A 24,686-nucleotide genomic window follows, 5' to 3' on the forward strand; every position below is an offset into this window, starting at 1 on the left:
TGCAATATTTGCAAAATTGTTCAAAAAGTTAGCTTTTAGAAACTTTTTTTGCGAAAGATGAGATACCCAATGATAAAGAAGACCACTGTGTAAATAATTGCTGCTAACCATATGCCCAAATTAGTTAAGTTAGTGTTCAAAATGTACTCACTATAATTGTAATATTGTCTGGTTAGGTTAAGAATATTAAACGGGTTCCACTTCATCATGCTTGCCACCTTAACCAAGTCTACCGAAACGGTTTGGCCAATTAAAACAATCAAAAAGCTGACCGTAATGACAACTGCATTATTATTAATTAAGCAAGAAAGTAGAAAGACCACAGTGATAACTAGCATTGTGGTTAGCATGTCGACTAGCATTGTCATTAACATGTTTTCCCATAGTGGTTGTTGATATGTATAAATCATAGTCCATTTTAATGTTGGAAATAAAATCATCTTCAATAATACAGTATAAATAATGGCCATTAGATGTAAAAAGACATTATAAATAAAAATGACCAGGTATTTTGCCAAGTAAACATAAATTTTACTCTTTGCTTTATAAAGCAAAGTTAAAATAGCATTATTTTGAAATTCCATGGAAAAAGTGGTTGAACCTACAATCACTAAAGTAAACATGATCCAATCAGGTGCATCAAAGCAAGCCATTATTACGAGTCTTGGTATGCCATTTCCTATTGAGTATGCAGTTATTATCATTAACAGTAGTAAAATGATCGGTGCAATCCAGGTGTTTTTTTTATGAACTAGTTTGTACATTTCTTGTTTTATGCTAAAAATCATTTTGTTTCACCGCCTTTTCTTAAAGTCAAGCACGGCGGCGCTTAAACGCGTAATAACCTAAAACGCTAAACAAGACACCATATAAGATTGTGGCCGTTATTAGTTGAATATTGGTTAAATGTGACGTAGTGATCAACGATTTTCTAGTTAACTGCTGTGAAATAAAAATCATGCTTAGTGGGTTCCATTTAATTATGGCAATTGCGGAAGGAAAAGTTTCCATTAAGGCTGCCGAGATACTTGAACCAAAGTAACATAAGACCAAACCGATACAAATTACGATTGCATTGACTTTAACTAACATAATCAAGAAAAACGACAAACCAATAATAAAAAAGCAATATAATCCTACTGCGCTCATATTAATCAGCAGGTTGCTAACCATAGTCTGACCTTGAATAATTTCTCCCCATTTGTATTTACCCGGAACAAGAACTAAACTTAGCAAAAAGGTAAATAAAACTGCAGCAATGCTTAAAACTATTGTGTATAAAAAGACAACAATAAATTTAGCTAGATAAATTTTTATTTTACTGGAGCTCTTATACAAAACCATAATAATCGTATTGTTGTTATATTCCATAGCAAAAAAAGCACTTGCAATAGCAATAATAATGATTGGGGTCCATTCAGTTGCCGCAAAGCTGTAAATTAGCGTTGTTCTATTTATTTTTCTAGTTAAGGCACTATAAGTCATAGCACCAAGCAGAAATAATAAACCATATAGGGAAATGCGCTCATGGTTAAATTTATAAAACTCTTCTTTAACAGCATTAAGCATGACTTAGCCTCTTTCCTTATCTAAAATATCAACGACTAGTCGTTCAAAGCTTGCTTCAATAGGCAGCATTTCTTTTAAATGGTTTTTATGCTCGAGAAGTACATCTTGAATTTTAAAAATGTCCGCTTGACCAACAATTAAATGCTGCTCCTTTTCAGTAAAGCTAATTTTATTTGTTTCGAGGATTTTCTTAGCTGCTTCATTGTTTTCAGTAGTTATCTGATATTGCTGTCGGCTGATTGCTTCAAAGCTATTTATGTCTTGGCTCAAAATAATCTTGCCTGCACTTATTAGCACAACCCTAGTCATCACTTTTTGCAGCTCACTTAGAATGTGGCTAGAAATTAAAAATGCAGTTCCATGATCAGCATAACTTTTTATCAGCTGCCTAACTTTAATTGTTGCTTCAATGTCCAATCCATTCATCGGCTCATCAAGAATAACCAAGTCGGGCTTGTTTAATAAGGCAATTGCAATGCCCAATTTTTGTTTCATTCCTAGTGAATATCCTTTAGACTTTTGTTTAATATAGGAATCCATTTGCAAAGCTGCGACAACTTGCGCCATGTCATCTTTACTATGAGCATACAATTCTAAATTTTCTTGCCCCGTTAAAAAAGGATAAATTGCAGGATGTTCAATTAGTGCACCAACTTTTGCTAAAGCGACATGGTTATTTTCGGTAACTTGTTCATTATCAACTGCAATCTTACCTGTAAACTTAGTAAGCCCAAGAATAGTTTTCATGATGGTCGTTTTGCCAGCGCCATTAGGGCCAACCAAACCAACAATTTCGCCTGGCTTAATATCAAACGTAGCTTTTTTTACAATCTCTGTGCGCCCAATATAAGTGCTAACGTTATCTACTTGTAGTAAATTTTTTGCTATCACCATTTTCTTTAAAGCTCCTTCAAGACACTTCTTTTAGTGTTATAGTCATCTAATACAATAATTATAACACAAAAAATAGAGAAACCACAACTACCAAAATAACTGTAATATCTAAAAAATTGCTTTTCATCTAACAATCTTATCTACTGTATGATGTTTTTACTGATTAGTAAATTTATAGAGCTTTTTTCGCTATGCTAAAAAACACCATTCCTTTCAGAATAGTGCTTTTCTCAATTACTATTTTTACTTATGTTTCGGAATAATGTCTGCGATAACACTAATAGCAAACAGCTCTGCGCACCTAGATAATATACCAATATACTGACATTTAAGTCATGGCACTGACTATCAAATTTATACAACTATTTTGTTTTTCATTAACAAAAACCCAAAATTCTTCAATTCTTGCAATTTAAAACAGTTATATAGAACTTACACCAAGAATGTAAATACAAACTTAGTGCAGTTTACCCCCTTTAATAATGAGGAATCATTTTCTTGGATACAACCTCTTTCTGAATCGAAATAATGTTCTCTTTTTCAATTATTCGCTTTAGTATCCTCTTTAATACTGGGTTGCCTTTTTTTATGACACATACAGCAGTACTTGCCAATTCATCCTCTTTCGACTTTTTTAAAAAAATATAATTTAAATGATTCAGTTTCTTATCTTTAATTTCATCAAAATTCCAAATACCAGCATCAATTTTTTTCTGCTCAAGAGCATAAATAAGTTGATGACTTGGTATTTCGACAAATTTAACATTCTTGTTCTTAGTAACGCATTCTGTAAGGATTTGCTGATCAAAAGAATTATGGTCTATTCCTACATGCATCCCGTCTTCTATATCAGAACTTTTTGGATTAGAAAATATAACTACGTGCTTTGACAAATAACTTTCCGCACCAAAATCTCTTATAATTTCAAGGTCCTTATCTTTTTTAACTGCACTCATAAAAGCTAATTTTGAAACAATTGCAAATTGAATCGAATTTTCTAAAATTAAGCCCATTCTTTCCTTAGAGCCACGAACATAAGCCATGCTAAGAGAAATGCCTGCCTTTTGAAAAGAATCATACATACCAGTAGCAAAGCCTTCATATAGTTTTGAATATGGTAAAGGCATGGTTCCACGTATCGTGCCACTAATAACAATTTCTTGTAGTTTCCTATAATTAATATATTGAACTACTGTTCCTTGACATCCCTTATTTACTGTCTTTATTATTTTTTCTTCTTTTAAATAGTTCAACGCATTTTGAACTGTCCCTCTTGACATACCATGTTTTTTTTGAAATTCAGAAATAATTGGCATGGATTCATTTGAATTCATTAGAATAAGATCACTGGCAATTAACTTAATTGCTTTTCCAGTTTTGCTAAGAAATTCCTCTTGCATCTATAAATCTCCTCTAAAATTGATGCTTTTTTATAATGATTTTAGAATATGGTTCTATTAATCCAAACTAGCCACATTCTCGTGTGTTCATAGCTATATTAAAATATTCAGAATTTTTCTAATGAATCTAAATTCTCATCTTTTAGTTTGAAGCAGGCATAACTGTCATTTTAATGGCTAACATATTACATTTTCTTTAAACCTATCAGTTAACTAACTAATTCAATATTGATATTGTTCTTAATAAATTTAATTACTAAGCAATTAGTTAGTGTTTAGCACCTATATGTTTTTCATTTGAACCTATTATAGTTTAGTTAGCAAATTTTGCCAATTATGTTGAAATTTCGTTTTTTTATCGCATCTACTTGCACTGCGCACTAAATTCCGGGAGGGGTCATGAGGTTAAACAATACTAGCACATTAGCAATTATTCCGACTAATAGGGCTCCTAACGGTCCTACAGCTAAAGTAACCATCTTCTTTTTAAATGTATTATTTAAAACGTATAGTCCAACAACGAATAAGGCTCCCCACGAAGGTGCTATAGCTGTAGCAGCAATTACACCACCTACTAAAAGCGCTATTTCTAACACTTTAGTTATTGATGTCCGTATATTATCGCCGGCATCACGCATCCCCGGAAACCTATCCAACAAAACAGAAAACTTAGTTAGAAGGAACACTTCAATAGTCATCCAAATTCCACCGGCAAGACAAGCTAAAAACGGATGTCCCGTTGCTGCTCCGATTGATCCAATTACAAAAACCATTTTTATTCCGGCAGGAGAATACGTACCGGTTGCAATTCCTGTAGTAACTACTAGAGGAATAAATCCTACTACTCGAGCAATTTCAGTCAAAGCAGCTGAATTAAATTCCTTTTTTTGGTATAGCGGTGCTGAAAGAGGAGATTCTGTTACTATAACTAATGAAGCTGCTAAAGCAAGTAATGCCCCTGAAAGTGCAAATAAATACCAGTACTTTTTAATTTGTTTAACGCGATCAGCAAATATATTTGCTAATTGAGTTTGTGTATCTGTCTGCTCTCTTTTGTCTCTCATTGCAAAAGTTATCATGAAAATCATACCAACCAATAAAGCAATTGCATTGGCATTTATTTCTATAGTATTTCCATTAGAAAGTTTAATCGATCCAAATTTTACTGCTAAAACTTGGGCTAAAACTGTAAAGCCAAAAGTGATTGATCCTTTTTTCCATCCATACTGCAAAGCTACTACAAGAGCAGGAAATACAGCAAAAGCTACCAATACAACGGAAGAAACTTGCCCTAAACTGTTTAAAAAATTATATGGCAAAATAGAGAACAATTTTTGAAGAGTTCCTAAACCGGCACCTAGCAATATTCCATATATACCGCCCACAATTCCAGAAAGAAGAATTGAATATTTTTTACCATCAGGTAAATAACTTCCGATAATATCTGTTCCTAAAAGTACTACGTGAATAATAATCACACCTGAGGCAATAGATTGGGGAATAAACCCAACAATATAACCTATTCCAAAGGCAAGTGCAGTTGTACCATATGCTGATTTGGTAATCTTGTTCTCTTTATATTCTAAGACAATTGGTCTTAGCGCATCATTAAATACAGCAATTTTTGTATTTGCCATAATTGTTGTCACGGCACATAAGGCAGCCATTACAAGTATGTTTAATATATTTACCATTCTATTTTTCCTCCTCGGATTCAAGTGCTTCAAGAACATTTGAAATAATAAACTCCATATCTTGAGACGTAAATCCAAAAGCGACCTTTCCATTTTTTACGCTTTGTTCAATTTCTTCTTTAGTAGCAGTTTTCCCAGGCATACCTAAAGTAACTGTTTTTTCACCTCCCAATATGGCAATCGCCATAGCTAAAGCACCGCCTCCACCAGTATTGCATGCGCCAAAATAGTAATCCGCAGCACCATTTTTTAAATCCATTGCTGCATCAATATCACTTTTAACTGAAATGTCATATTTACCTTTTCCATATTTCTTTACTAAATCTTCAATTGAATTTTTTTCAATCTGTCCACCTATTACAATCTTCTTCATTGTAGAAATCACCTTTTCCTTTTATACAAAATTTTGTATATTTGTAATACAACAATACATAGAGTTTAAATATATATCCGAGAGTAAATATATCACAGCCTTTTGTCTGTGTAAACCTTTTCAAATAAATTAAGAATCAAAAATATAAGCTTTAAATTGTAAACTCTTATTTGACTTTACTTATTCAAAAAAAATAATTATTTCGTATCTTTTCCAACTTATACGCTTAATATATCATTTTTCATAACTTCAACTGTCCTGCGCTTTATCATAAACTAAATTAGTTCATTCGATAATACACAAAAAATCCTCATCTTTTTGAAAAGACAAGGATTTCTTCATTGCTTAGCTTAAAACTAATTACCAGATTGCAACACGCTGGTCAGGATCAAGCCACATACCATCTTCTGGTTTAACATCATAAACTTTATAGAAGTCATCTTGACACTGAATTTGAACATTAGCACGTAGTGGACCGGGAGCATGAACATCAACAGCGGTTTGGCTCTTGATGGACTCAGTCAACTGCTTGTTAGCCCAAACGCGCGCAAAGTTTTCAAACAATTTCTTCAAGTCTTCGTTTTCGTTCTTAGCAGCTTCAACTGCAGCAGTTAAACCGCCTTGATCAGCAATGTTTTCTGAAACAATCTGCTTGCCGTTCAACTTAACTGGACCATATTCGATACCATCAAACAAGTCAATTTCATCTTGCGTACGCTTCTTGAATTCAGCATAATCTTCATCAGTCCACCAATTCTTCATGTTACCCATTTCATCGAATTGAGCACCGTTGTTGTCAAAAGCATGGGAAACTTCGTGAGCAATAACAGTTCCGATACCACCATAATTAGTCGCTCTGTCATGCTTCAAGTCATAAAATGGTGCCTGTAAAATGGCAGCTGGGAAAGTCAAATCGTTTCTTTGAGGATCATAGCAAGCGTTAACTAAGTTGCCGGGCATTGCCCAAACGGTGCGGTCAACTTCCTTATGCAATTGTTCAATATTATATTTTTGTTCTTCAATTGCAAATGCTCGTTCATTTGAATATAGACTGCCACCTTCATTTGCTGGAACAACTTTTAAACGATTGTATATTTCTTCAATTTTGTCAGGATAGCCAATCTTCAATTCCAAAGTATTAACTTTAAGAATTGCCTTTTTCTTGGTCTCCTCAGATAACCAACTATTGCTTTGTAGTCGTTCTTTGTATACGTCCAGCATCCGATGAATCATATCTTCAACGTCTTTTTTAGCATCAGCACCAAAATATGTTTGACCATAATAAGCTCCAACTACTTCACTAAAGGTTCCGTTGGCAATTTGATATGCTTGCTTTTCGCCGCTCTTAAGTTGTGGTTGACCTGATAATGCCTGGCTGAATGGAAAAGCAGCTTCGCGGAATTCTTGAGATAATTCAGAAGCAACACCGTTAATAAAGTTAACGATCGTCCAACCCTTGATTTCATCAAAGTTAGTTTCGTTAATCAGTTCATTGATATGGTCTAAATAACGTGGCTCTTCAACGATTATGCGCTCAGGTTCTTCGCCAATTGCTTTTTTCAAGTAGTAAGCAATTTTAAAGTCCTTGAATTTACCTTCAAACTCGTCAATTGCCATTGGGTTATACGACGCAGGATAATCTGCCCACTCTTCTGAAGACTTAACAACTTTAGCCAGCTTGCCATCAAATTTAATTGCAGCTGCAGCATATTTCTCAGCTTGATCTTCGACAACACCAGCCATTGTAAGCAAGTTTACTGATTGTTTTTGCAGAATAGCCAACAGTTTAGGCGCATCATCAGTTTCATAAGTTGTCGTGTCAGGAAGATAAGTGCCAGGTCCTGCAAAGTACAACGCATTGACTTTAGTGTTCTTCATGTCAGGCTCAACGTCAAAACCGAATGGCATTGACGCAAAGGTTGTAAGATCTGGTGCTTTCAAATTATAGTCAGAAAAATCTCTGATTTCTTCAAGAGCCGTCAAGTCATCCTGGACTGGATCAGCCCCATCGCTATTTCTCTTATCAAAGTCCTTAGCTAGCTGGTAAAGCTTCACTGCTTCAGCCATATTTGGAACATTAGGAACTTCTTTTTTACCAGAAGCAAAATCAGCTAAATCTTCCATTAAATGCTTTTCAACGTTAACATCAATACCATCGAATGATGCCATTCGTGAACGATCTTCAGGGATTTTGGTTTTTTCAAGCCATTCTGAGTTAACCGCTAGATAGATATTGTCTTGTGGTCTTGTACCAACTTTTGGCTCAATGACATCACCACTACCGCCACGAACCGCAAAAAAATTCTTCATTCAGAAAGTCCTTTCACTTTATTCAAAAATTAAAAATAGGCTAAATTAATATTATCATTTTAATCAATAGCCTAGTATTAAAAAGCCTTTACAAAGTTACCTAAATAGTTTGATATGCTTGCGTAATTTAGCATGGAGCGGTATAAGCATTAGCACCATCATAAAAATGCCACATGCTGCAACTACAAAGAACGGAATATAACCGGCTCGATCAATAATCATCCCGCCAAATAATGGTCCAAATGCTTGACCAATTCCACGCGCCACATTAATTTCGCCTTGATATTTTCCTTTGCTACCCATTGGCGATAAATCATTGATATATGCTGGTACTGCAGGAAAAGCAGTTGCTTCCCCTAAGGTCAAGACAACCATTGATAATGCAAAATGGGCAAAATCACGAGCAAAAATGAGCGTTCCAAAAGAAATTGCAAACATCACCGTACCAAAAACAATCTGGTGAAACAGGTTTTTAAAGAGATGCGGAAAGCGGGCCAAAATCACTTGGACTGTCACAATTATTGCCCCATTTAATGTCCAAAGCAGACTATACATATGAAAAGGTATGCCAAGTGATACCATGTAAACTGAAAGGTTAGATTCCCAGTTCATGTACATTAACCAAGTCACAGAAAGTGAAACCAGAAAGCCAACCATTAGCATCGCATTGTACTTAGGCATAGGTTCAGCTTTTGGTCTTTCACCCGTTGCTTTATTTTTTGCCTGACGTGCTTTATGAAAGTTGATAATTGGGCGATAGTGAACTGCGGCGTTAATACAGGCAATAGTAAACAATGAAGATGCCAGTATAAATAGAAATTCAATTGAAAAGTCATACAGATAGCCTACTAACAAGGTACCCGTGACAGTTCCGACATTCTGCGCAAAGTAGATTAAATTAAAAACATACCGACCGGGGTAGTTTTTTAGACTAGTGGCAATCGAGTCAATTATTGTACCATTCCAACCGCTGACAAAACCAGTGATAATTAACCAAATCCAGTATGCCGGCCAGCCATGGAAAAAGGCCATAAAAAATAAGACTAAGGCGTCAGTGCCCAGCCCAGCAACGATTAGCGGATATGGATTATAATGATCATAAAGTCGTCCAGCAGTAAACGAACCTAGTACATTACTTGCACAATTGCAAAATAATACCAGCCCAATTACTGATAAACTGATGTGTAACTGCTTATTAAGATAGACCGAAGTAAGAGGCCAAACAAAACTTGACCCAATCCTTGTTGCCAATTCACCTAGAAGCAACCAGCGCAATTTAACTTCATTTACACTATTTGATCCATGTGTATGTTTCATTTATTCAGTCCTTTCGGCTAAAATTCCATTTACCAGTTTAGCAAGAAGTGTCTCAAAAGAACACCCCCAGTTTGCTTTATTACTAATGCGAAAAGCACAATGGCAGTTTTGAGCACAAAAAAGATGATTACGACTTATGTCATAACCATCTTTTTCGTCTTATCTAATTAATTTGAAATTTAGCTTTTAATAAATCCGCTTGCTTTTTCACCGGCAATTCGCCCTGAATTCCAAGCAAAGGCATTGCTTAAGCCTTCAATTGTCGGATATGAAGAATCAAACATCCCTGCTGCATCATTACCAACTACATATACACCAGGAATTACTTCACGATTTTGCTTTAATGCTTCACAGTTCTCATTTACTAAACCGCCGCCAACAGTTCCTAAAGTAGTCGAGTTAGCTCTAATCGCATAAAATGGGCCATCTTCAATTCCAATAGACATAAACTTTTTGTTTTTATAAAAGTCAGTATCAGTACACTTTTTAACAAGTTGATTATAACGGTTAATATCTTGAACCATGTTATTCCTATTTACGTTTATCTTTACCGCCAGTTCGTCAATAGTATCCGCTTTAAATGCTACTTCTTCTTCAATTGCTTCGCTTATATCAGATTCTATTGTCTTAAATGGACCCACTCTGTGAGTCATCGGTTGTCCATCAAGAAGTCTAAAAGTCCTTTCAAAAGAACTAGTCCAATCTAAACTTTTTTCTTTCAAATAATCAACTAATTTTTGATCTAGTAAAAAGTAATAAAATCCACCATTTGAGTATACTGTATCACCCCAAAGGGCAAAGTCGTATACTAAATCTTCGTTTGTAAATCTCTTGCCTTCTTTATCAATCCAAAGCAATGGCAAACAGGTTAAGGTGAAAATAGTATCATTATGCCATTTAGGATTCTTTTTAGAAAATGCAGTTGCAGCATGGTTTTCAAAAATGCGCTTATAGTCATTGATGCCACCAGCTTCTTTGAGCATTCTTAAACCGTCACCAGTTGCTTTTCTTTCTCCCATTGAATAAAGATCATCAGAATCAATCGCTATGCTTTTAGCAATTTCTTCCTTACTACCAACAAAACCTCCATCTGCTAAAATAATTGCTTTTGTTAGTATTTTCTTTTTTTCACCTTTCGAAATCACTTCAATACCGGTAACTTTACCGTTTTCTTGAATAATTTTATTTCCCGCTGTTTCCGTCAGCAATGTTCCGCCAGCTTGAATAAAACTGTCTACAACACGCTGAAAGCCATTAAACTTATCAATAAACTGATGATAAGTTCTTGGATGCTCTTGATGAACTTCTTGTGTATTAGTAACTAGCTCTGTGTCAAGACCATTTTTCTTCATCCAGTCAATAGTAGATGCTGACTTCGCCAAAATTGCCTTGGTCAATCGGGCGTTAGATGAATGATGCGTATAATTAATTACTTCTTCATAGGCATCTTTTAGTGAGTATTTCTGTTCAGTTTCTTTTTGCGCCTTACTTTCTACTGCAAACAATCCTTGAGCGCCAAACATGCCTGCACCACCGAATTTATCTCCTTTTTCAAGTAAAGCAACATTAGCCCCATTTTGAGCTGCAGCCAAAGCAGCACTAATTCCTGAAGCACCAGCTCCAACAACTACAATATCAAATTTATCCATATTTGTTCTCCTTTTCACTATCTAAAGTAATTATAATGTTTTTTGTAAAAAGCGCTTTCTTAATTGTATTTACGCAGAGTTAAGGCTAGACTTTACTCTAAAGAGGTAATAATATGTATGATCACGACATTGACACTTTTATTATAGTTGCTGAAACCGGAAGCTTTTCTGCTGCTTCCAGAAAACTGTATATTTCTAAGCCAGCAGTTACTCAGCAAATTAATCTTCTGGAAAATAAGTTAAATTGTAAACTATTTTGTCGTGATTCTCATGGAGTCTATTTAACTGAAGCAGGAAAATTGTTTCTGGTCCAAGCAAAAAAAATTAAAGAACTTTGCTTAACAACCAAGCAAATGATACAGACATACCAAAACACTCTAACTGTTGGCACAGGTTATCTAAGCACTTCAAACCTATTAGATAAGTACTGGTCAAACTTCTCAAAAAATAAAAATGTTAAGCTCGAATTTCAAGAAATTAAAGACTATGAACAAATACCAGAAAATATTGATTTGATTGAAAGTGTCTACTCACAAGAGCCTATGCCAAAACAGGACTTTTTGTTTAAGCGAGTTACTACTACACCATTAATGGTTGGGGTTCCTCCCGAAAGCACTTTAGCAAAAAAAGATTCATTGACCTTAACCGATTTAGATAATCAAAAAATTTGGATTATTAAAAGCAATGTTCTACGGCAGTCTAGACAAATTCGGAAACTAATTCAAGATAATTGCCAAAATACTAGTTTTGTACAATATTCTGTCTACAATAAGGCGCAAATAAATGCCGCACTAATTGCTAATAATTTAATTTTGATTCATGAATCTCTTGCAAGTTCTTGTGCACCATTTATTATCAAAAGTATTGACTGGGATTTTGACGCAGACGTTGGCTTCTTTTATCGTAGCCAAGCAAGTAATATTACTCATCAGTTTCTCTCTGAAATTTAAGACAAAAAAAGATGATTACGACTTATGTCATAATCATCTTTTTAATTTATTTACTTTTCAAAAAATTGGCCCTTGTTAACTTGGTAATATTCCTTATACCGACCATTGTAATTATGGAACATATATCTCATCAATAACCAGCGTCTAAAGTTGCGATCCTTGTCATAAAAGACGGTCGTGCCATAGCGTCCTTCGTGAATCAGTTCTTCTGCTAACTGCTTTGCTTCATTATCGCGCGCGTATTGCTTAAAGACCTTAATTGGTAGGCCTAACCACAGCACATGCTTGGATTTCAACTTATTGCCAAAAACTGTTTCCTTGTCTTTCAAGCAGTCGTTAACGTAATCATCGACATACCATTTTGCCAAATTATAACCGTTCAAAGTGACATAAAAGCTCGAGCGGCCCTGACGCAGGTTGATTTCAAAGAACTTGTACTTGCCATCACGAGCATCGTACTTGATGTCAAAATTAGCCATACCAGTATAATTTAATTTTTCAAGAAAAGCTTCGACTTGCTCGTACAGCTTTTCGTTATATTCCGGTAAAATCGCCATGTAATTGCCAATCGCCTGCGGGGTCGGGTCTTCAAGCAGCGGATGTCCCAAACACATCATCTTGACATGATGGTCTTTATCAACGTATGCATTTAAAACGCGCATATTCGAATCGTCGCCAGGAATAAAATCTTGTGCAATCAAATCCGCCTTATATCCATTATCGTATATTTTGCCTACAATATCGCGCATTTCCGTTTCATTGTGAATCGTGAAAGCTTTTTTTCGACCTTCAAAGTGAACATCAAGCCAAGACACGGGGTCTTCTGGTTTCAATTCAATTGGATAACTAAACGGAAATTTTAAATAGTTCTCCGCCTTGAAGTCTGCCATGGTAATTATTTTTGTCTTGGGATAAGGCAAGCCATATTCTTCTGCTATTTGATAAAAGCCTTCCTTAGAAATCAGTTTTTCTAACAGATCATACTCAATGTATGGAACAACGAAAACTTCTTGGAGCTCATCTTTGTGCTTTGATAATAACTCGGCATAGCCATCCCCACAAGCAATTAAAATTACCGGTTCTTGATGATCCTGGTATATTTTCATTTGCTCGTGCATCACATCCATGAAAGTTGGATCCTCACTAAAACCCGGATGTAATTCAACATTGACAATCTCGGAGTAGCGTGTCGGTGCTAATTGCGTATCTGCCAAAGCTTTAACATTAATGCCATATTCTTCGTTAAACGATCGCGCCATACCATACACGTTAATGTCGCTACCTAGTAAAATAGGTGTAAAATCTTGTTTCATTTGAAAATTTGCTCCTAATTAAACTAGCTTTCCTTGTTCGATTAAGCTAGCTACTTCTGGTTGTACCCTTTGGTACTTGGCTACTGTTTCATCGTAATCAACAAAGAACAACTTATACCAAACCAGGAATGTGTAAATTGCCCAAACTTGTCGGCGATGCGAACCATCACCATTGTAGTTATCTTCTAGCAACTTTAATATCTTGTCTTGTTCAAAAATATCTTTCACGAAATCACTGCTAAATAGTTCGCGCACCTGTTTATAAAAGCGGGGCTCTTGCAACCACTGTTTAATCGGGGTTGGAAAACCTAATTTTGGCCGCTTAGCCCATTCATCAGGTAGTACTTTTTCGGCTGCCTTGCGCAAGGCATACTTGGTATCATACTGATTAACTAGGTAATCAGTTGGAATTGAGTTGGCTCGCTCGGCAATTTTCTTATCAAGATATGGAACCCGAAGTTCTAATGAATGAGCCATTGAAATCTTATCGGCTTTTTGTTCAATATCGTTAAGCATAAAGTGATGTAAGTCGATATACTGCATTTGGCGGACATTATCAAGATCTTTAACTTTCTTAAAATCGCTTTGATAGATGCTATTAACCGTTAATTTATTGCGATATGTTGGTTTTAAAACGCCATTTGCATCTTCAGAAGTAAAAATCGTTGGATAATCCATATCGTAAATTACCGACTGGCCAACATAAAATTCACTTGGTTCCGCCAAGTTAGTATACAGATGTACTTTCCCCGGGAAATTAGGCATTTTCTTTATGCGGCGAGCTAATTTTACTCTAGTGTTCTTAGACAGCTTTTTGCATTGCGAAGTAAACGCCTTAATTACGCTGTTGTGTGTGTGCATGCCATAGTTAACGTATCCTGCAAAAAGCTCGTCAGCGCCTTCACCTGACAGAGCAACTGTAACATGCTTACGCGCCATCTTGCAAAGGTACCATAGCGGAATAATTGACGGATTGGCATCAGGCTCATCCATATGATATTGCATTTCCGCGAAATCATGCATTGCTTCATCAGCATTGACCTTGTCTGAATAAAACTTCCAGCCCTTCAAATCAGCTAACGCTTTTGCTTTAGAAGCTTCATCATAGGTTGCATCATCAAAAGAAATTGAAAAAACATCGTCAGGATTTAAAATACTGGTAATGTAACTGGAATCCACACCTTCAGATAAGAAAGCTCCAACTGGAACATCAGCGTTATGGTATAGCTTAACAGTTTCTTGAAGGTCTTCATTAATTTTATTAACAGTTTCTTCAAAACTCAGAGAATTAGCTTTATATTCTGCATCCCAATATTGGTGAGTTTTTAGTTTACCGGCTTGATATTCAAACCAGTGTCCTGCTGGAAAACGATAAATACCCTTAAAAAATGTTTCATGCAAATCATTGTACTGATTCATTAAATAAGGCTTAACTGCTTCTGAATTCAGCCTGCGCTTAAAGCCTGGAAAGGCAAGAAAGCTCTTGATTTCCGAGCCAATAATAAGATGACCATCTTCGTTTGAATAATAAAGCGGTTTGATTCCGAAAAAGTCACGAGCACCGTAAAGCGTTTGAGTGTTATCATCCCAAATTGCAAAAGCAAACATGCCACGCACCCGTTTAAGTAAGCCATCCATGCCCCACTCTTCAAAGCCATGCAAAAGAACTTCTGTATCGGTCTTAGTGGTAAAATCATGCCCTGCTTTAAGCAGTTCTTCTCTTAACGGTTTAAAATTATAGATTTCACCATTAAAAATAATTGCCCGCGTTTTATCTTCATTGTAAATTGGTTGGCTACCACCACGTAAGTCAATAATTGACAGCCTTCTGAAGCCTAATGCAACTTTGTCATTAGTGTAATAACCATCAGAGTTAGGCCCACGGTGCTTAATTGTAGCCATCATCTTTCCAATGGCGGCTTGCTTATCATTTATTTCTGGATTATAAAATGCGACAATTCCGCACATAGCATATCTTCCCTTGATTTAAATTACTAGTTTACTTCTTTTTTAAAAGTTTAGCTTTTCCATTATATGCTAAACATCGGTTAAATTCCAAATCCTCGTTTTTTGCTAAATGTAAAAAATTCTGCGTTTGCTGGCTGCACCATAACCGAAAACTTGAATAAAGTGTCGATGCAGGTCAATATTAACAACATAGCCCGCAAATTCAGTTTGATGATCAATTTGCCGCTTCCAATTTTTGTTGTACTTAGTGGTTAAAACATGGTTTGGTCCCATTAACGCTGAACAGTTGAAGATTATATATTGGATACCATTTATTCTAAATTGATCTTCAACATGACGATGACCGCAGAAATAAGCGATAATTCGTGCGTTTTTAACATTTGTAAAGTCAAAATCATTAGCCAAACGGAATTCAGGCGGAATGCCGTGACTCGAATGCATCTGACCTTTTTCGCCCTGATTAAAAGCAACTAACAGCTCGTGCAAAGAGCGTCCATTGTACTTCAATGCATTTGAGCCCTTGCGGTTAATTGGATTACCATGGCTCATAAAGACAATCTTTTTATTTGAAGATTGTTGTAAAATTTCAATAATTTCTTCAATTTGATCTTCTCTGACTGCTAAGGTGATTTTAGCATCGTAACGCTTTTGGCCTTGTGCATTCAGTATATAAGGTAAATCCGAAGTATTAACGGAAATGAACCGGACATCATCTACATCATAGTAGGAAACACCATGCTGGCGCGAAATATAATTTACGCCTTTTTGCGCGTACATTGTCGGCCACATGATTTTTTCAAACTCATTTTCCGGAAAAGATGCTTTTAAATCATGATGTTCATCATATTTATCGTTCTCATCGTGATTACCTTTTATCATAATAAAAGGCACCTTGTCTGACTTAAACGAATTACGCAGTTTGATTAGTTCGCTTTCACCCAAAAAGCCAGTGTCAGAACCATCAATCCAATCCCCTAAGTGCACTTTTAAATCCAGCAAATCGGCTTGATCTAAATATGAAAACTCATTGACATGGGTCAGACCATTCCAACCGTAAAAGTCGATACTATTACGATCTTTATAGTGAGTATCAGTGATTACACTGACGTTAACCGAGTTCTTGCCAGTGCGAATATGGCTCTTTACCCGCTTAACGAACTCATCTAAATACTCTTCTACAATAAAGCGCCGTCCGGTTTTACGATTGACAAAAGCGCGATATCTTTCTAATTCAAGGCTGAATTCACGAACATATTCTGGAGCCAACTTTTCAGTGCTTTCCAAGCTAAGGGCCTGATGCAAAACATCGTCTTCATCTTTATAAACGGTCAAATTATACGGCTGGCCATGAGGGGTACCCTGCTTGCTATCAACGTGATATTCTCCGACAATCAAATAATCTTGCATTGGATCAAGTGGTACATCTTTTTCATTAAATAAGTCACGTGCTCTGGTACCACGTGTTCGATTAAATAATCCTGCTGTGTACTTTAAAAAATTATTCATCATTCCGCCTCAAGCCAAAGAAAAAAGCTGGGCAATTGCCGCAGCTCCATTAATTTATGCGTTGTCTGCCAAAGCGTGGGCTGCTAAACCGATTGACAAAACCGCATCTTTAGACAATACTCCTTGCAATACTTTTGGCGCAATTGCTTGAACTGCACCAATCACTTTCAAGCTATAAGTAACCACGTGTAGATCAACTGAATCATTATAAAAACCGTCTTCATAAGGATTTTCATGATTATAAGTCAGATTAATCTGATCTTTGTCAACATACCCATCAACATGATTAGTTAAAACTCGGTCATGCAAGTCAGTTAATTGCTCCGACATTTTAATCAAAGTTAGTTTATGGTCACTCTCAGTTTCATAATATTGCTCTTCTGTCATTTCAAAGTACTCTTTGATTGGTTTGTGTAATACATGTAAACTGTCGATAGCACGATAAACAGCTTCTTGATCAAAATCTGTTTCTTTATTTAAAATACTTTCTTGATTTTCGGCCAAGTTATCGGCCAGAGTCATTGTATCTAACTTTTCCATGGTATCCTCCTAGAATTTAATCTATATTATACCAAAAAAACTACTATTGCACTTTTTATGAGAGATTTTTTTACTCTTTTATAACTTAGACGAGCAATATTTCAATTGAGATGGTTAAATGCACTTAAAAATACTTATTTTAACGAGTGATTTACTTGAGTTTGATTTAAAAGCTAGTTAAGAAAACTTCTTTAATATTATGAATAAAAATAGTGGGTCGCTTTCGCAACTCACTATTGTTGATTTTTAATATTTTAAACTAATTTCTTGCGTATCCAACCGGAAATCCAATCAATTACAATAACCATGATAATGATACCAAGCAAAATAATTCCTACTCGATTCCATTGACGATACTGCAATGCAATGATTAGCGGGTAGCCGATACCACCAGCTCCTACTAAGCCCAAAATTGATGCGGAACGAATCGAAACATCAAATCGGTACAAAGTATTAGAAATAAGTGCCGGTAATAAATTAGGCAAAACAGAAAACATGATTACGTTAACTTTCGAGCCACCAGCCGCTGTCACTGCTTCATTAGGACCGTCATCCAAATTCTCAATTGCTTCAGAAAATAGCTTAGCTAGCATCCCAACTGAATGAAATCCTAGTGCCAGCACCCCAGCTGCAGAGCCAGGTCCCACTGCTTTAATAAACATTAGCGCCAAGACAATTTCAGGAAATGACCGCACAATTGCCAAGACAATTTTACCGGTGCGCGATACATACCATTTTTTGTGTCTAGTATGAGCTGCCCAAAAAGCAAATGGCAGCGAAATAAGTGCTGAAATAAATGTTCCTAAAAACGCAATACAGACAGTATCCCATAGCTGCGAAACTAAGTCTTCGCCTGTACCATTATATACATATGACCAATCTGGGTGAAAAATCCCCGAAAAGATAGCTCCCGCAATTTGACCAGCAGTTGCTTTAATTCCGCCAAAATCAATACCGGTTCCTGACCAAATAATCAATGCAATCGTAATAATTGCTACTGACCAGTGCATGACACGCTTTTTTACATCAACTGGTTTGGGAGGTAGTTTTTTCATTGAAGTATCCATTATTTCATCAACGCCTCCCGAGATTTAGACGAAACGTAGTCGATTAGTACCACCACAATAATAATTACAATAATAATTGTTCCAGTCTTAGGATAATCAAAAATTTGCAGTGTTTCTTGCAAATATAATCCAATCCCACCAGCTCCAATGTAGCCAAGTACAGTTGAAGCCCGCACATTAATTTCAAAGGCATATAAGCAATACGAAATAAAATAAGTAATAACTTGCGGTAAAACTGCAAAGACAATAATTTGAAACTTATTAGCACCAACAGCCGTTAAGGCTTCAATTGGACCTGGGTCAATTGTTTCGATAGCTTCATAGAACAGCTTAACAACAATCCCAAAAGTACAAATAGCAAGTGCTAAAACACCCGCAACCGGGCCAATACCTACAATTGCCACAAAGATTGCTCCCAAAAGCAGATCGGGAATTGTTCTGATAATGTTCATAATCACCCGCAAAACACCGGTAATTGCTTTGTTTTTCACAATATTGCGAGCAATCAGCAACGAGTAAATAAATGCAATTGCCGATCCAATGACTGTACCCAAAATTGCCATTTTAATAGTTTCAAGCAAAAGCGGAATTACGGTGCTGAGATAATCCCAATTAGGGTGCAGCATTTGCAAAAAGATTTCGGTAAATTGACTAAAATTGCTAAACAATGCACCCAGACTGGTTTTGGTGACATTAGTAGAAACCACAAGACCCACAATAAAAAGAAGCATCCAAAGCAAGTTGAGAACATTAAACTTCTTTTTAGGCAAAGTCATTAGAGTTTCCTTATCCGAGCTACTCATCTTGGTCACCACCACTGTATATCTGGTCAAAGGTTGATTCAGGTGTTTCGCTCATTTTGCCGTCATAAATAACCTCGCCGTCGCGAACGCCAATTACGCGCTTACCAAATTCACGGGCTAATTGCACACTATGCAGGTTAATGACCACAGTCATGCCATGCTTTTCATTCAACATCTTAAGATCCTGCATTACGCGACGCGACGTTTGGGGGTCAAGTGAAGCAGTTGGCTCATCAGCAAGAATAATATCCGGATTTTGTGTTAATACGCGGGCAATGGCAACTCGTTGCTGTTGTCCGCCTGAAAGTTCATCAGCCCGCGAATATACCTTGTCCGCTAGATCAACTTGCTGAAGCGCATCATATGCCCGTTGCTTATCTTCTTTTGTAAAAAGATTTAACGTACTTTTCCATGTGGGATAATAGCCAACGCGGCCAGTTAAAACATTGCGCAAAACACTAGAACGTTTAACTAAATTGAAACTCTGAAAAATCATTCCAATATTTCGCCGTAGCATTCGTAATTCTTTGCCTTTTGCTTTAGTAATTGATTCACCGTTAATTAAAATATCACCAGTAGTAATATCGATTAATCGGTTAATTGAGCGCAAAAGGGTTGATTTGCCAGCGCCTGATAACCCAACAATAACGACAAATTCACCCTTATTGATAGTTAAATTAACGTCTTTTAAACCAACAACATCTTTGCCATAGACCTTTTTAACGTTTTTTAGTTCAATTACTGGCTTAATTGCAGAATCTGCCATTATATACTTCCTTTATATTTTACTTTTTAGTTGATTCGATAATTTTTTCGTATTTACGAACAGTATCAAAGTCACTATCTTTGCTAGTAACATAGCCTTCATGGGTATAAATGCTCTCTATCACTTTTCTACCCTTCTTTGACTTACCAATATCAATGAACGCCTTAGCCAGCTTCTTACGGAATGCCTTAGACATGCTTGGGTCAACAGAAATGGTGTCATTTGGAATTGGTTTAGTGAAGTAGATTGGAACAACCTGACTCATAATTTTAGGATTGTCTTTCTTAACAATTGTGCGGGCATCCTCAAACACAAAAGCTGCATCAGTATCACCATTTAAAACGTTTAAAACAGACTGATCCTGACCAGTAACTGTTACCAACTTACAGTTCTTCTTTACGTCAAGACCTTTTTCCTTTAATTCAGCAATTGGATATACGTATCCAGCTGAAGAAGTTGGGCTTTGAATTGAAATTGATTTGCCTTTTAAATCTTTCCAGGTTTTAATACCTGAGCCCTTCTTAACAAGGATTTCCGCACGATAAAAGTTAACTAAGTTTTTAGTTGGTTTGCCGCCAGGCTGTTTAACGCCATATCTTTGCGCTTGCAGTAAAACATCTGCTGCGCCTTGTTTATGAGCTAGAACATAACCATTTGGTGGCAAGAAACCAACATCAACTTTTTTAGACTTCATGGCTTCAACCACTGTATTGTAGTCTGTTGACATTGAAACATGAACTGGAATCCCTAAACGATCGGAAAGCATCTTTTCAAGGGGCTTAGCGCGTGATTCTAATTCAGTTGCCGCTTGACTAGGTACAAATTGTACATTTAATTCCTTTGGCGTGCCATTACTGCTACTACTTTTATCATTGCTCTTACTTGAGCAGGCTGTAGCCATAATTGCCACCAAAATAACAGCAATTCCGGCAAGCACTCTTCTTATTTTTTTCATCATGCCCTCCCAGACATAAAAAAAGACTTAATTTAATTTACACTATGCGTAAATTATACTAAGTCTCTTAATAACATTACTAACTAAAAAGCGAACAATACCTTCTTCTGCGGAAAAGCGAAAAGAAATGCTTGCCAAAGCACTAGTGAGCAACTTGCTTCGATCAAACTTTAGCATCTTTTCCACTCTCCCTTCGGTAGTTCGAAATTATTCTTACAAATAATAGCAGAAATATTTTATTTAGAAAAGTGATTTAGCAGAAAACTTATCTTTTCAATTAAAAGGGTAATTATTCATAATTTACCTAGTATTAGTAATTATTATTTTTTAGTTGAAGCGACAATTTTGTTATATTGACGAATAATGTCATAATCGCTATCCTTGGCATAAGTGTAGCCTTCTTGGTTATATACACTTTCAATAATCTTTTTACCCTCTTTAGACTTTGCGATTGCAATAAAGGCTTTAGCTAGCTTCTTTTGAAATGCTTTTGGCAAACTTGGAATAACCGAAATGGTATCGTTAGGAATACGCTTAGTAAAGTAAATTGGAACAACTTCGTTCATAATCTTAGGTTCATCGTTTTTGACATTATTACGAGCGTCTTCGAAAACAAAAGCAGCGTCAGTATCACCATTTAAGACGTTAAGCACACCTTGATCAGCGCCTTTTACCGAAACAATCTTGCAGTCCTTTGTAACGTCAAGACCTTTTTGTTTTAATTCAGCTACTGGGAAAACATACCCGGAATCAGAAGTAATATCCTGAACCGAAATTGACTTACCTTTTAGATCTTTCCATGTCTTTATGGCTGAACCTTTCTTAACGAGAATCTCGCCTCGATAAGAATTAACTAGTTCTTTAGTTGCTACACCTCCGGGTTGTTTAATTCCGTAACGAACCGATTGTAAAAGCAAATCAGCGGCGCCCTGCTTATGGGCCATAATGTAAGCATCTGATGGTAAAAAGCCAACATCAACTTTTTTAGATTTCATTGCTTCAACTAAGCCATTATAGTCAGTCGACATCGAAACGTGAACTGGAATGCCAAGGCGTTTGGATAAAAGTTTTTCCATTGGCTTCGCCCGCGCTTCAAGTTTATTTGCAGCTACGCTAGGAACAAATTGAACGTTTAGTTCCTTTGGAGTATTGTCACCTTTACTCGTTGACTTGTTGCCACTTGAGCAAGCAGTAACGCCAATTGTTAATAATACTAAGAAAAAAGTTAACAGACATTGTTTGATTTTGGATACTTTCATTTTTTACTCCTAAAAAATTGACTATTCGCGGTTATTTACCTACTTTAATTAACTTACCAACTGTCTGATTTTCGGTTTGAGACGTCATCTTCTTTCTAGCGCTGCAAGAGCCAGCTTCCATTAGTTGCAAGGCCCAATTTACATACGCATTTAGTGATATAAACTCGAAAACAGCAAATGAATAATCATTTGCCAAAAATCACTTGCGAAAAACTTACCTGATTTTGTTTCCTCCACTGTTCGACTTCCTTTCAAAAAATCCGTTCATTTCACAAAAATAATATCATAAATATTCGCAATAAACCAATTAAATAATGGTAATAGTATTATTAGTTCTGCTATAAATATAGAAAACGAACATTATTCAAAGGAATTTCGTCATACAAAAAGGCATACGACTATTCCGTATGCCTTGATTTTATTTAATTGGTTTATTATCAACATCGGTTCTAACAATGAGAACATCCGCAAGGGCATGCTGGTTGACATACTCAGTAACTGAGCCCATCAGCATTCTTTCAACAGCGTTTAATCCAGTAGCACCCATAATGATCAAATTGTCATGATGATCCTTAATAAAATCATAGGAGATGATGGCTTTAGGACTGCCATAACGAATGTGATAATCAAGATCATCAAAATTCAGATTGTCATGCGCCCAGGTTTGCAAGCTCTTCAGATATTCTTCGGCATCCTGTGTCATTTGGTAAACTGTATCACCTGTAATTAAGGTATCCTGCATCTCGCCTAAGAACTGTCTGGTATCAATTACATTTAAAACATCAAGATGCGCATTCCTAGTCATTGCAATTTTTACTGCTTTATCAAAAGACCGCTCAGCTGATTCTGAGCCATCAACTGGAACTAAAATCCTGTTTTGTTTCATACGGCGTCACCACTCTTTGGAAAATACTATTCTATTCAGACTTATTTTAACATAATTCGATTGCACATTACTTTTTTTATATATAATTGTTTGCGCATAGATTTATTGCTAAAATGATAACTAAATGTTGTTCATTAAAATGGTAAAAGGTGGAGGAATCAATGACCATAAAACTAGAGAATCAATTACTTGAAATTAAAAACGGTCGCAACTTCCGTGAATTAGGCGGTTATGAAACTACAAGCGGCCAGACAATCAAAAAGCATAAACTGCTCAGAAGCGCAAACTTAGCAACTCTTGACGAAGATGATCTTAATTTCTTACAAAACTACGGTGTTAAGTACATTGTAGACTTCAGAAGTAAAGACGAAGTTGAGCGTGAACCTGACCGGGTACCAGAAGGAGCAACTTATGACTTTGATCCCGTTTTTAGCCAAGATTTAACTGATTCTTCAAAGACCATTGACGAAATTTTAAGTGAAGAAGAGCAGGATCCCAAAGCTGGCTTTAAGCACATGTTTATTGCATATGACGACATGATTAAAAGCGCGTCTGCCCAGCAAGCATATCGTCGCTTTTTCGATATTTTGTTGGCCAACACGGAAGATGATAAAAGTGTGATTTTTCACTGTACTGCTGGAAAAGACCGAACTGGATTTGGGGCACTATTAATCTTATCCGCATTAGGCGTTCCTCAAGAAACGATTAGGCAAGATTACCTTTTTACTAATGCAGCAACCACTGACTTTGTTAACGGCTTTTTACAAAAAGCAAAAAATGAAGGTGCCAACGAAACTAATCTAAGCATCTTAAAAGACTTGCAAACCGTACATCCCGAATACATTGATCATATTATCGAAACATTAAATAAAAACTATGGTGGCGTGCAAAACTACATACATGATATTATAAAAATAACTGATGACGAGATCAGTATGTTGCGCAAAATCTATCTCAAATAGAATATAGAGGAGGATGAAGATGAGTAAAACAAAAACTGTATATTTTGGTGCTGGTTGGTTTAATGAAAAGCAAAATAAAGCATACAAGGACGCAATGAAGGCCTTGGAAGAAAATCCGACAATCGACCTTGAAAATAGCTATGTTCCGCTAGATCATCAATATCAGGGCATTAATGTTGCCGAGCATCCCGAATATTTACACGACCGTGAATGGGCCACTGCTACCTATCGTGGTGATTTAACAGGCATTAAAGGTAGCGATATTATGATTGGCGTTTATTTACCAGAAGAAGAAGACGTTGGCCTTGGAATGGAACTTGGCTATGCGATGTCACAAGGCAAGTACATTGTTTTAGTAATTCCAGATGAAGACTACGGAAAGCCAATTAACTTAATGAGTTGGGGCGTTTGTGATAATGCCGTTAAGATTAGCGAATTAAAAGACTTTGACTTTAACAAAGCACGCTTTAACTTCTATGACGGTGCAGTATATTAAATCATTGAA

General features: G+C 36.2%; 22 protein-coding genes. 3 read left to right on the plus strand and 19 right to left on the minus strand.

The window, feature by feature from the left end; translation table 11 throughout:
• Positions 1 to 35: 35 nt before the first annotated feature.
• From AC2JF9_RS04500 to AC2JF9_RS04540, 9 genes are all read right to left on the minus strand, one after another.
• On the minus strand, positions 36 to 788 hold the full coding sequence (locus AC2JF9_RS04500; RefSeq protein ID WP_500725597.1) for a DUF2705 family protein: 753 nt from the start codon (positions 786 to 788) through the stop codon (positions 36 to 38).
• Positions 789 to 813: 25 nt separating this feature from the next.
• Complete coding sequence (locus AC2JF9_RS04505; RefSeq protein WP_500725598.1) at positions 814 to 1,569, minus strand: DUF2705 family protein; 756 nt, start codon at positions 1,567 to 1,569, stop codon at positions 814 to 816.
• A 3-nt stretch (positions 1,570 to 1,572) separates the two neighbouring features.
• Positions 1,573 to 2,463, minus strand: coding sequence for an ABC transporter ATP-binding protein (locus AC2JF9_RS04510; protein ID WP_500725599.1), 891 nt, complete (start codon positions 2,461 to 2,463; stop codon positions 1,573 to 1,575).
• Positions 2,464 to 2,939: 476 nt separating this feature from the next.
• On the minus strand, positions 2,940 to 3,863 hold the full coding sequence (yhfZ, locus tag AC2JF9_RS04515) for a GntR family transcriptional regulator YhfZ (RefSeq protein ID WP_500725600.1): 924 nt from the start codon (positions 3,861 to 3,863) through the stop codon (positions 2,940 to 2,942).
• 380 nt (positions 3,864 to 4,243) lie between these two features.
• Positions 4,244 to 5,557, minus strand: a complete 1,314-nt coding sequence (locus tag AC2JF9_RS04520; RefSeq protein ID WP_500725601.1) for a YhfT family protein — start codon at positions 5,555 to 5,557, stop codon at positions 4,244 to 4,246.
• A 1-nt stretch (position 5,558) separates the two neighbouring features.
• Positions 5,559 to 5,930, minus strand: coding sequence for a DUF2620 domain-containing protein (locus tag AC2JF9_RS04525; protein WP_500725602.1), 372 nt, complete (start codon positions 5,928 to 5,930; stop codon positions 5,559 to 5,561).
• A 360-nt stretch (positions 5,931 to 6,290) separates the two neighbouring features.
• On the minus strand, positions 6,291 to 8,240 hold the full coding sequence (locus tag AC2JF9_RS04530) for a M13 family metallopeptidase (RefSeq protein WP_500725603.1): 1,950 nt from the start codon (positions 8,238 to 8,240) through the stop codon (positions 6,291 to 6,293).
• A 96-nt stretch (positions 8,241 to 8,336) separates the two neighbouring features.
• Positions 8,337 to 9,557, minus strand: coding sequence for an MDR family MFS transporter (locus AC2JF9_RS04535; protein WP_500725604.1), 1,221 nt, complete (start codon positions 9,555 to 9,557; stop codon positions 8,337 to 8,339).
• Positions 9,558 to 9,736: 179 nt separating this feature from the next.
• The gene (locus AC2JF9_RS04540; protein WP_500725605.1) at positions 9,737 to 11,206 is read right to left on the minus strand and encodes an FAD-dependent oxidoreductase; all 1,470 of its coding nucleotides are present in this window, start codon (positions 11,204 to 11,206) and stop codon (positions 9,737 to 9,739) included.
• Between the two features lie 113 nt (positions 11,207 to 11,319).
• Between AC2JF9_RS04540 and AC2JF9_RS04545 the strand changes: the two genes are divergently transcribed.
• Positions 11,320 to 12,156, plus strand: a complete 837-nt coding sequence (locus tag AC2JF9_RS04545) for a LysR family transcriptional regulator (protein WP_500725606.1) — start codon at positions 11,320 to 11,322, stop codon at positions 12,154 to 12,156.
• A 50-nt stretch (positions 12,157 to 12,206) separates the two neighbouring features.
• Here the strand turns inward: AC2JF9_RS04545 and AC2JF9_RS04550 are convergent, their stop codons facing one another.
• The 10 genes from AC2JF9_RS04550 to AC2JF9_RS04595 form a co-directional block, all read right to left on the minus strand.
• Positions 12,207 to 13,469, minus strand: a complete 1,263-nt coding sequence (locus AC2JF9_RS04550) for a carboxylate--amine ligase (RefSeq protein WP_500725607.1) — start codon at positions 13,467 to 13,469, stop codon at positions 12,207 to 12,209.
• Between the two features lie 18 nt (positions 13,470 to 13,487).
• Positions 13,488 to 15,437: an asparagine synthase (glutamine-hydrolyzing) gene (gene asnB, locus AC2JF9_RS04555; protein ID WP_500725608.1), complete on the minus strand. Its 1,950-nt coding sequence runs from the start codon at positions 15,435 to 15,437 to the stop codon at positions 13,488 to 13,490.
• 105 nt (positions 15,438 to 15,542) lie between these two features.
• Positions 15,543 to 16,943, minus strand: coding sequence for a metallophosphoesterase family protein (locus AC2JF9_RS04560; protein ID WP_500725835.1), 1,401 nt, complete (start codon positions 16,941 to 16,943; stop codon positions 15,543 to 15,545).
• A gap of 54 nt (positions 16,944 to 16,997) precedes the next feature.
• Entirely contained in the window at positions 16,998 to 17,483 is a 486-nt protein-coding gene (locus AC2JF9_RS04565; protein WP_500725609.1) for a hypothetical protein, read from the minus strand.
• Positions 17,484 to 17,737: 254 nt separating this feature from the next.
• Positions 17,738 to 18,550 (minus strand): phosphonate ABC transporter, permease protein PhnE, encoded by an 813-nt coding sequence (phnE, locus tag AC2JF9_RS04570; RefSeq protein WP_500725610.1) that lies wholly within the window; start codon positions 18,548 to 18,550, stop codon positions 17,738 to 17,740.
• On the minus strand, positions 18,550 to 19,353 hold the full coding sequence (gene phnE, locus AC2JF9_RS04575; protein WP_500725611.1) for a phosphonate ABC transporter, permease protein PhnE: 804 nt from the start codon (positions 19,351 to 19,353) through the stop codon (positions 18,550 to 18,552). Before phnE (AC2JF9_RS04575) ends, phnE (AC2JF9_RS04570) begins: the two co-directional genes overlap by 1 nt.
• Positions 19,346 to 20,119 carry a phosphonate ABC transporter ATP-binding protein gene (gene phnC / locus AC2JF9_RS04580; protein ID WP_500725612.1) on the minus strand — a complete coding sequence of 258 codons (774 nt, stop codon included), beginning with the start codon at positions 20,117 to 20,119 and terminating at the stop codon, positions 19,346 to 19,348. The genes phnE (AC2JF9_RS04575) and phnC overlap by 8 nt, the downstream gene beginning before the upstream one ends.
• A 19-nt stretch (positions 20,120 to 20,138) precedes the next feature.
• A complete protein-coding gene (locus AC2JF9_RS04585; protein WP_500725836.1) occupies positions 20,139 to 21,074 on the minus strand; it encodes a phosphate/phosphite/phosphonate ABC transporter substrate-binding protein in 936 nt (311 codons plus the stop codon).
• Between the two features lie 320 nt (positions 21,075 to 21,394).
• Positions 21,395 to 22,333, minus strand: coding sequence for a phosphate/phosphite/phosphonate ABC transporter substrate-binding protein (locus AC2JF9_RS04590; protein WP_500725613.1), 939 nt, complete (start codon positions 22,331 to 22,333; stop codon positions 21,395 to 21,397).
• Between the two features lie 418 nt (positions 22,334 to 22,751).
• Entirely contained in the window at positions 22,752 to 23,219 is a 468-nt protein-coding gene (locus AC2JF9_RS04595) for a universal stress protein (RefSeq protein ID WP_500725614.1), read from the minus strand.
• Positions 23,220 to 23,380: 161 nt separating this feature from the next.
• Between AC2JF9_RS04595 and AC2JF9_RS04600 the strand changes: the two genes are divergently transcribed.
• The gene (locus AC2JF9_RS04600) at positions 23,381 to 24,181 is read left to right on the plus strand and encodes a tyrosine-protein phosphatase (protein WP_500725615.1); all 801 of its coding nucleotides are present in this window, start codon (positions 23,381 to 23,383) and stop codon (positions 24,179 to 24,181) included.
• Positions 24,182 to 24,200: 19 nt separating this feature from the next.
• Entirely contained in the window at positions 24,201 to 24,677 is a 477-nt protein-coding gene (locus AC2JF9_RS04605) for a nucleoside 2-deoxyribosyltransferase (RefSeq protein ID WP_500725616.1), read from the plus strand.
• Positions 24,678 to 24,686 lie beyond the last annotated feature (9 nt).

The organism is Lactobacillus sp. C449L (assembly GCF_059900815.1).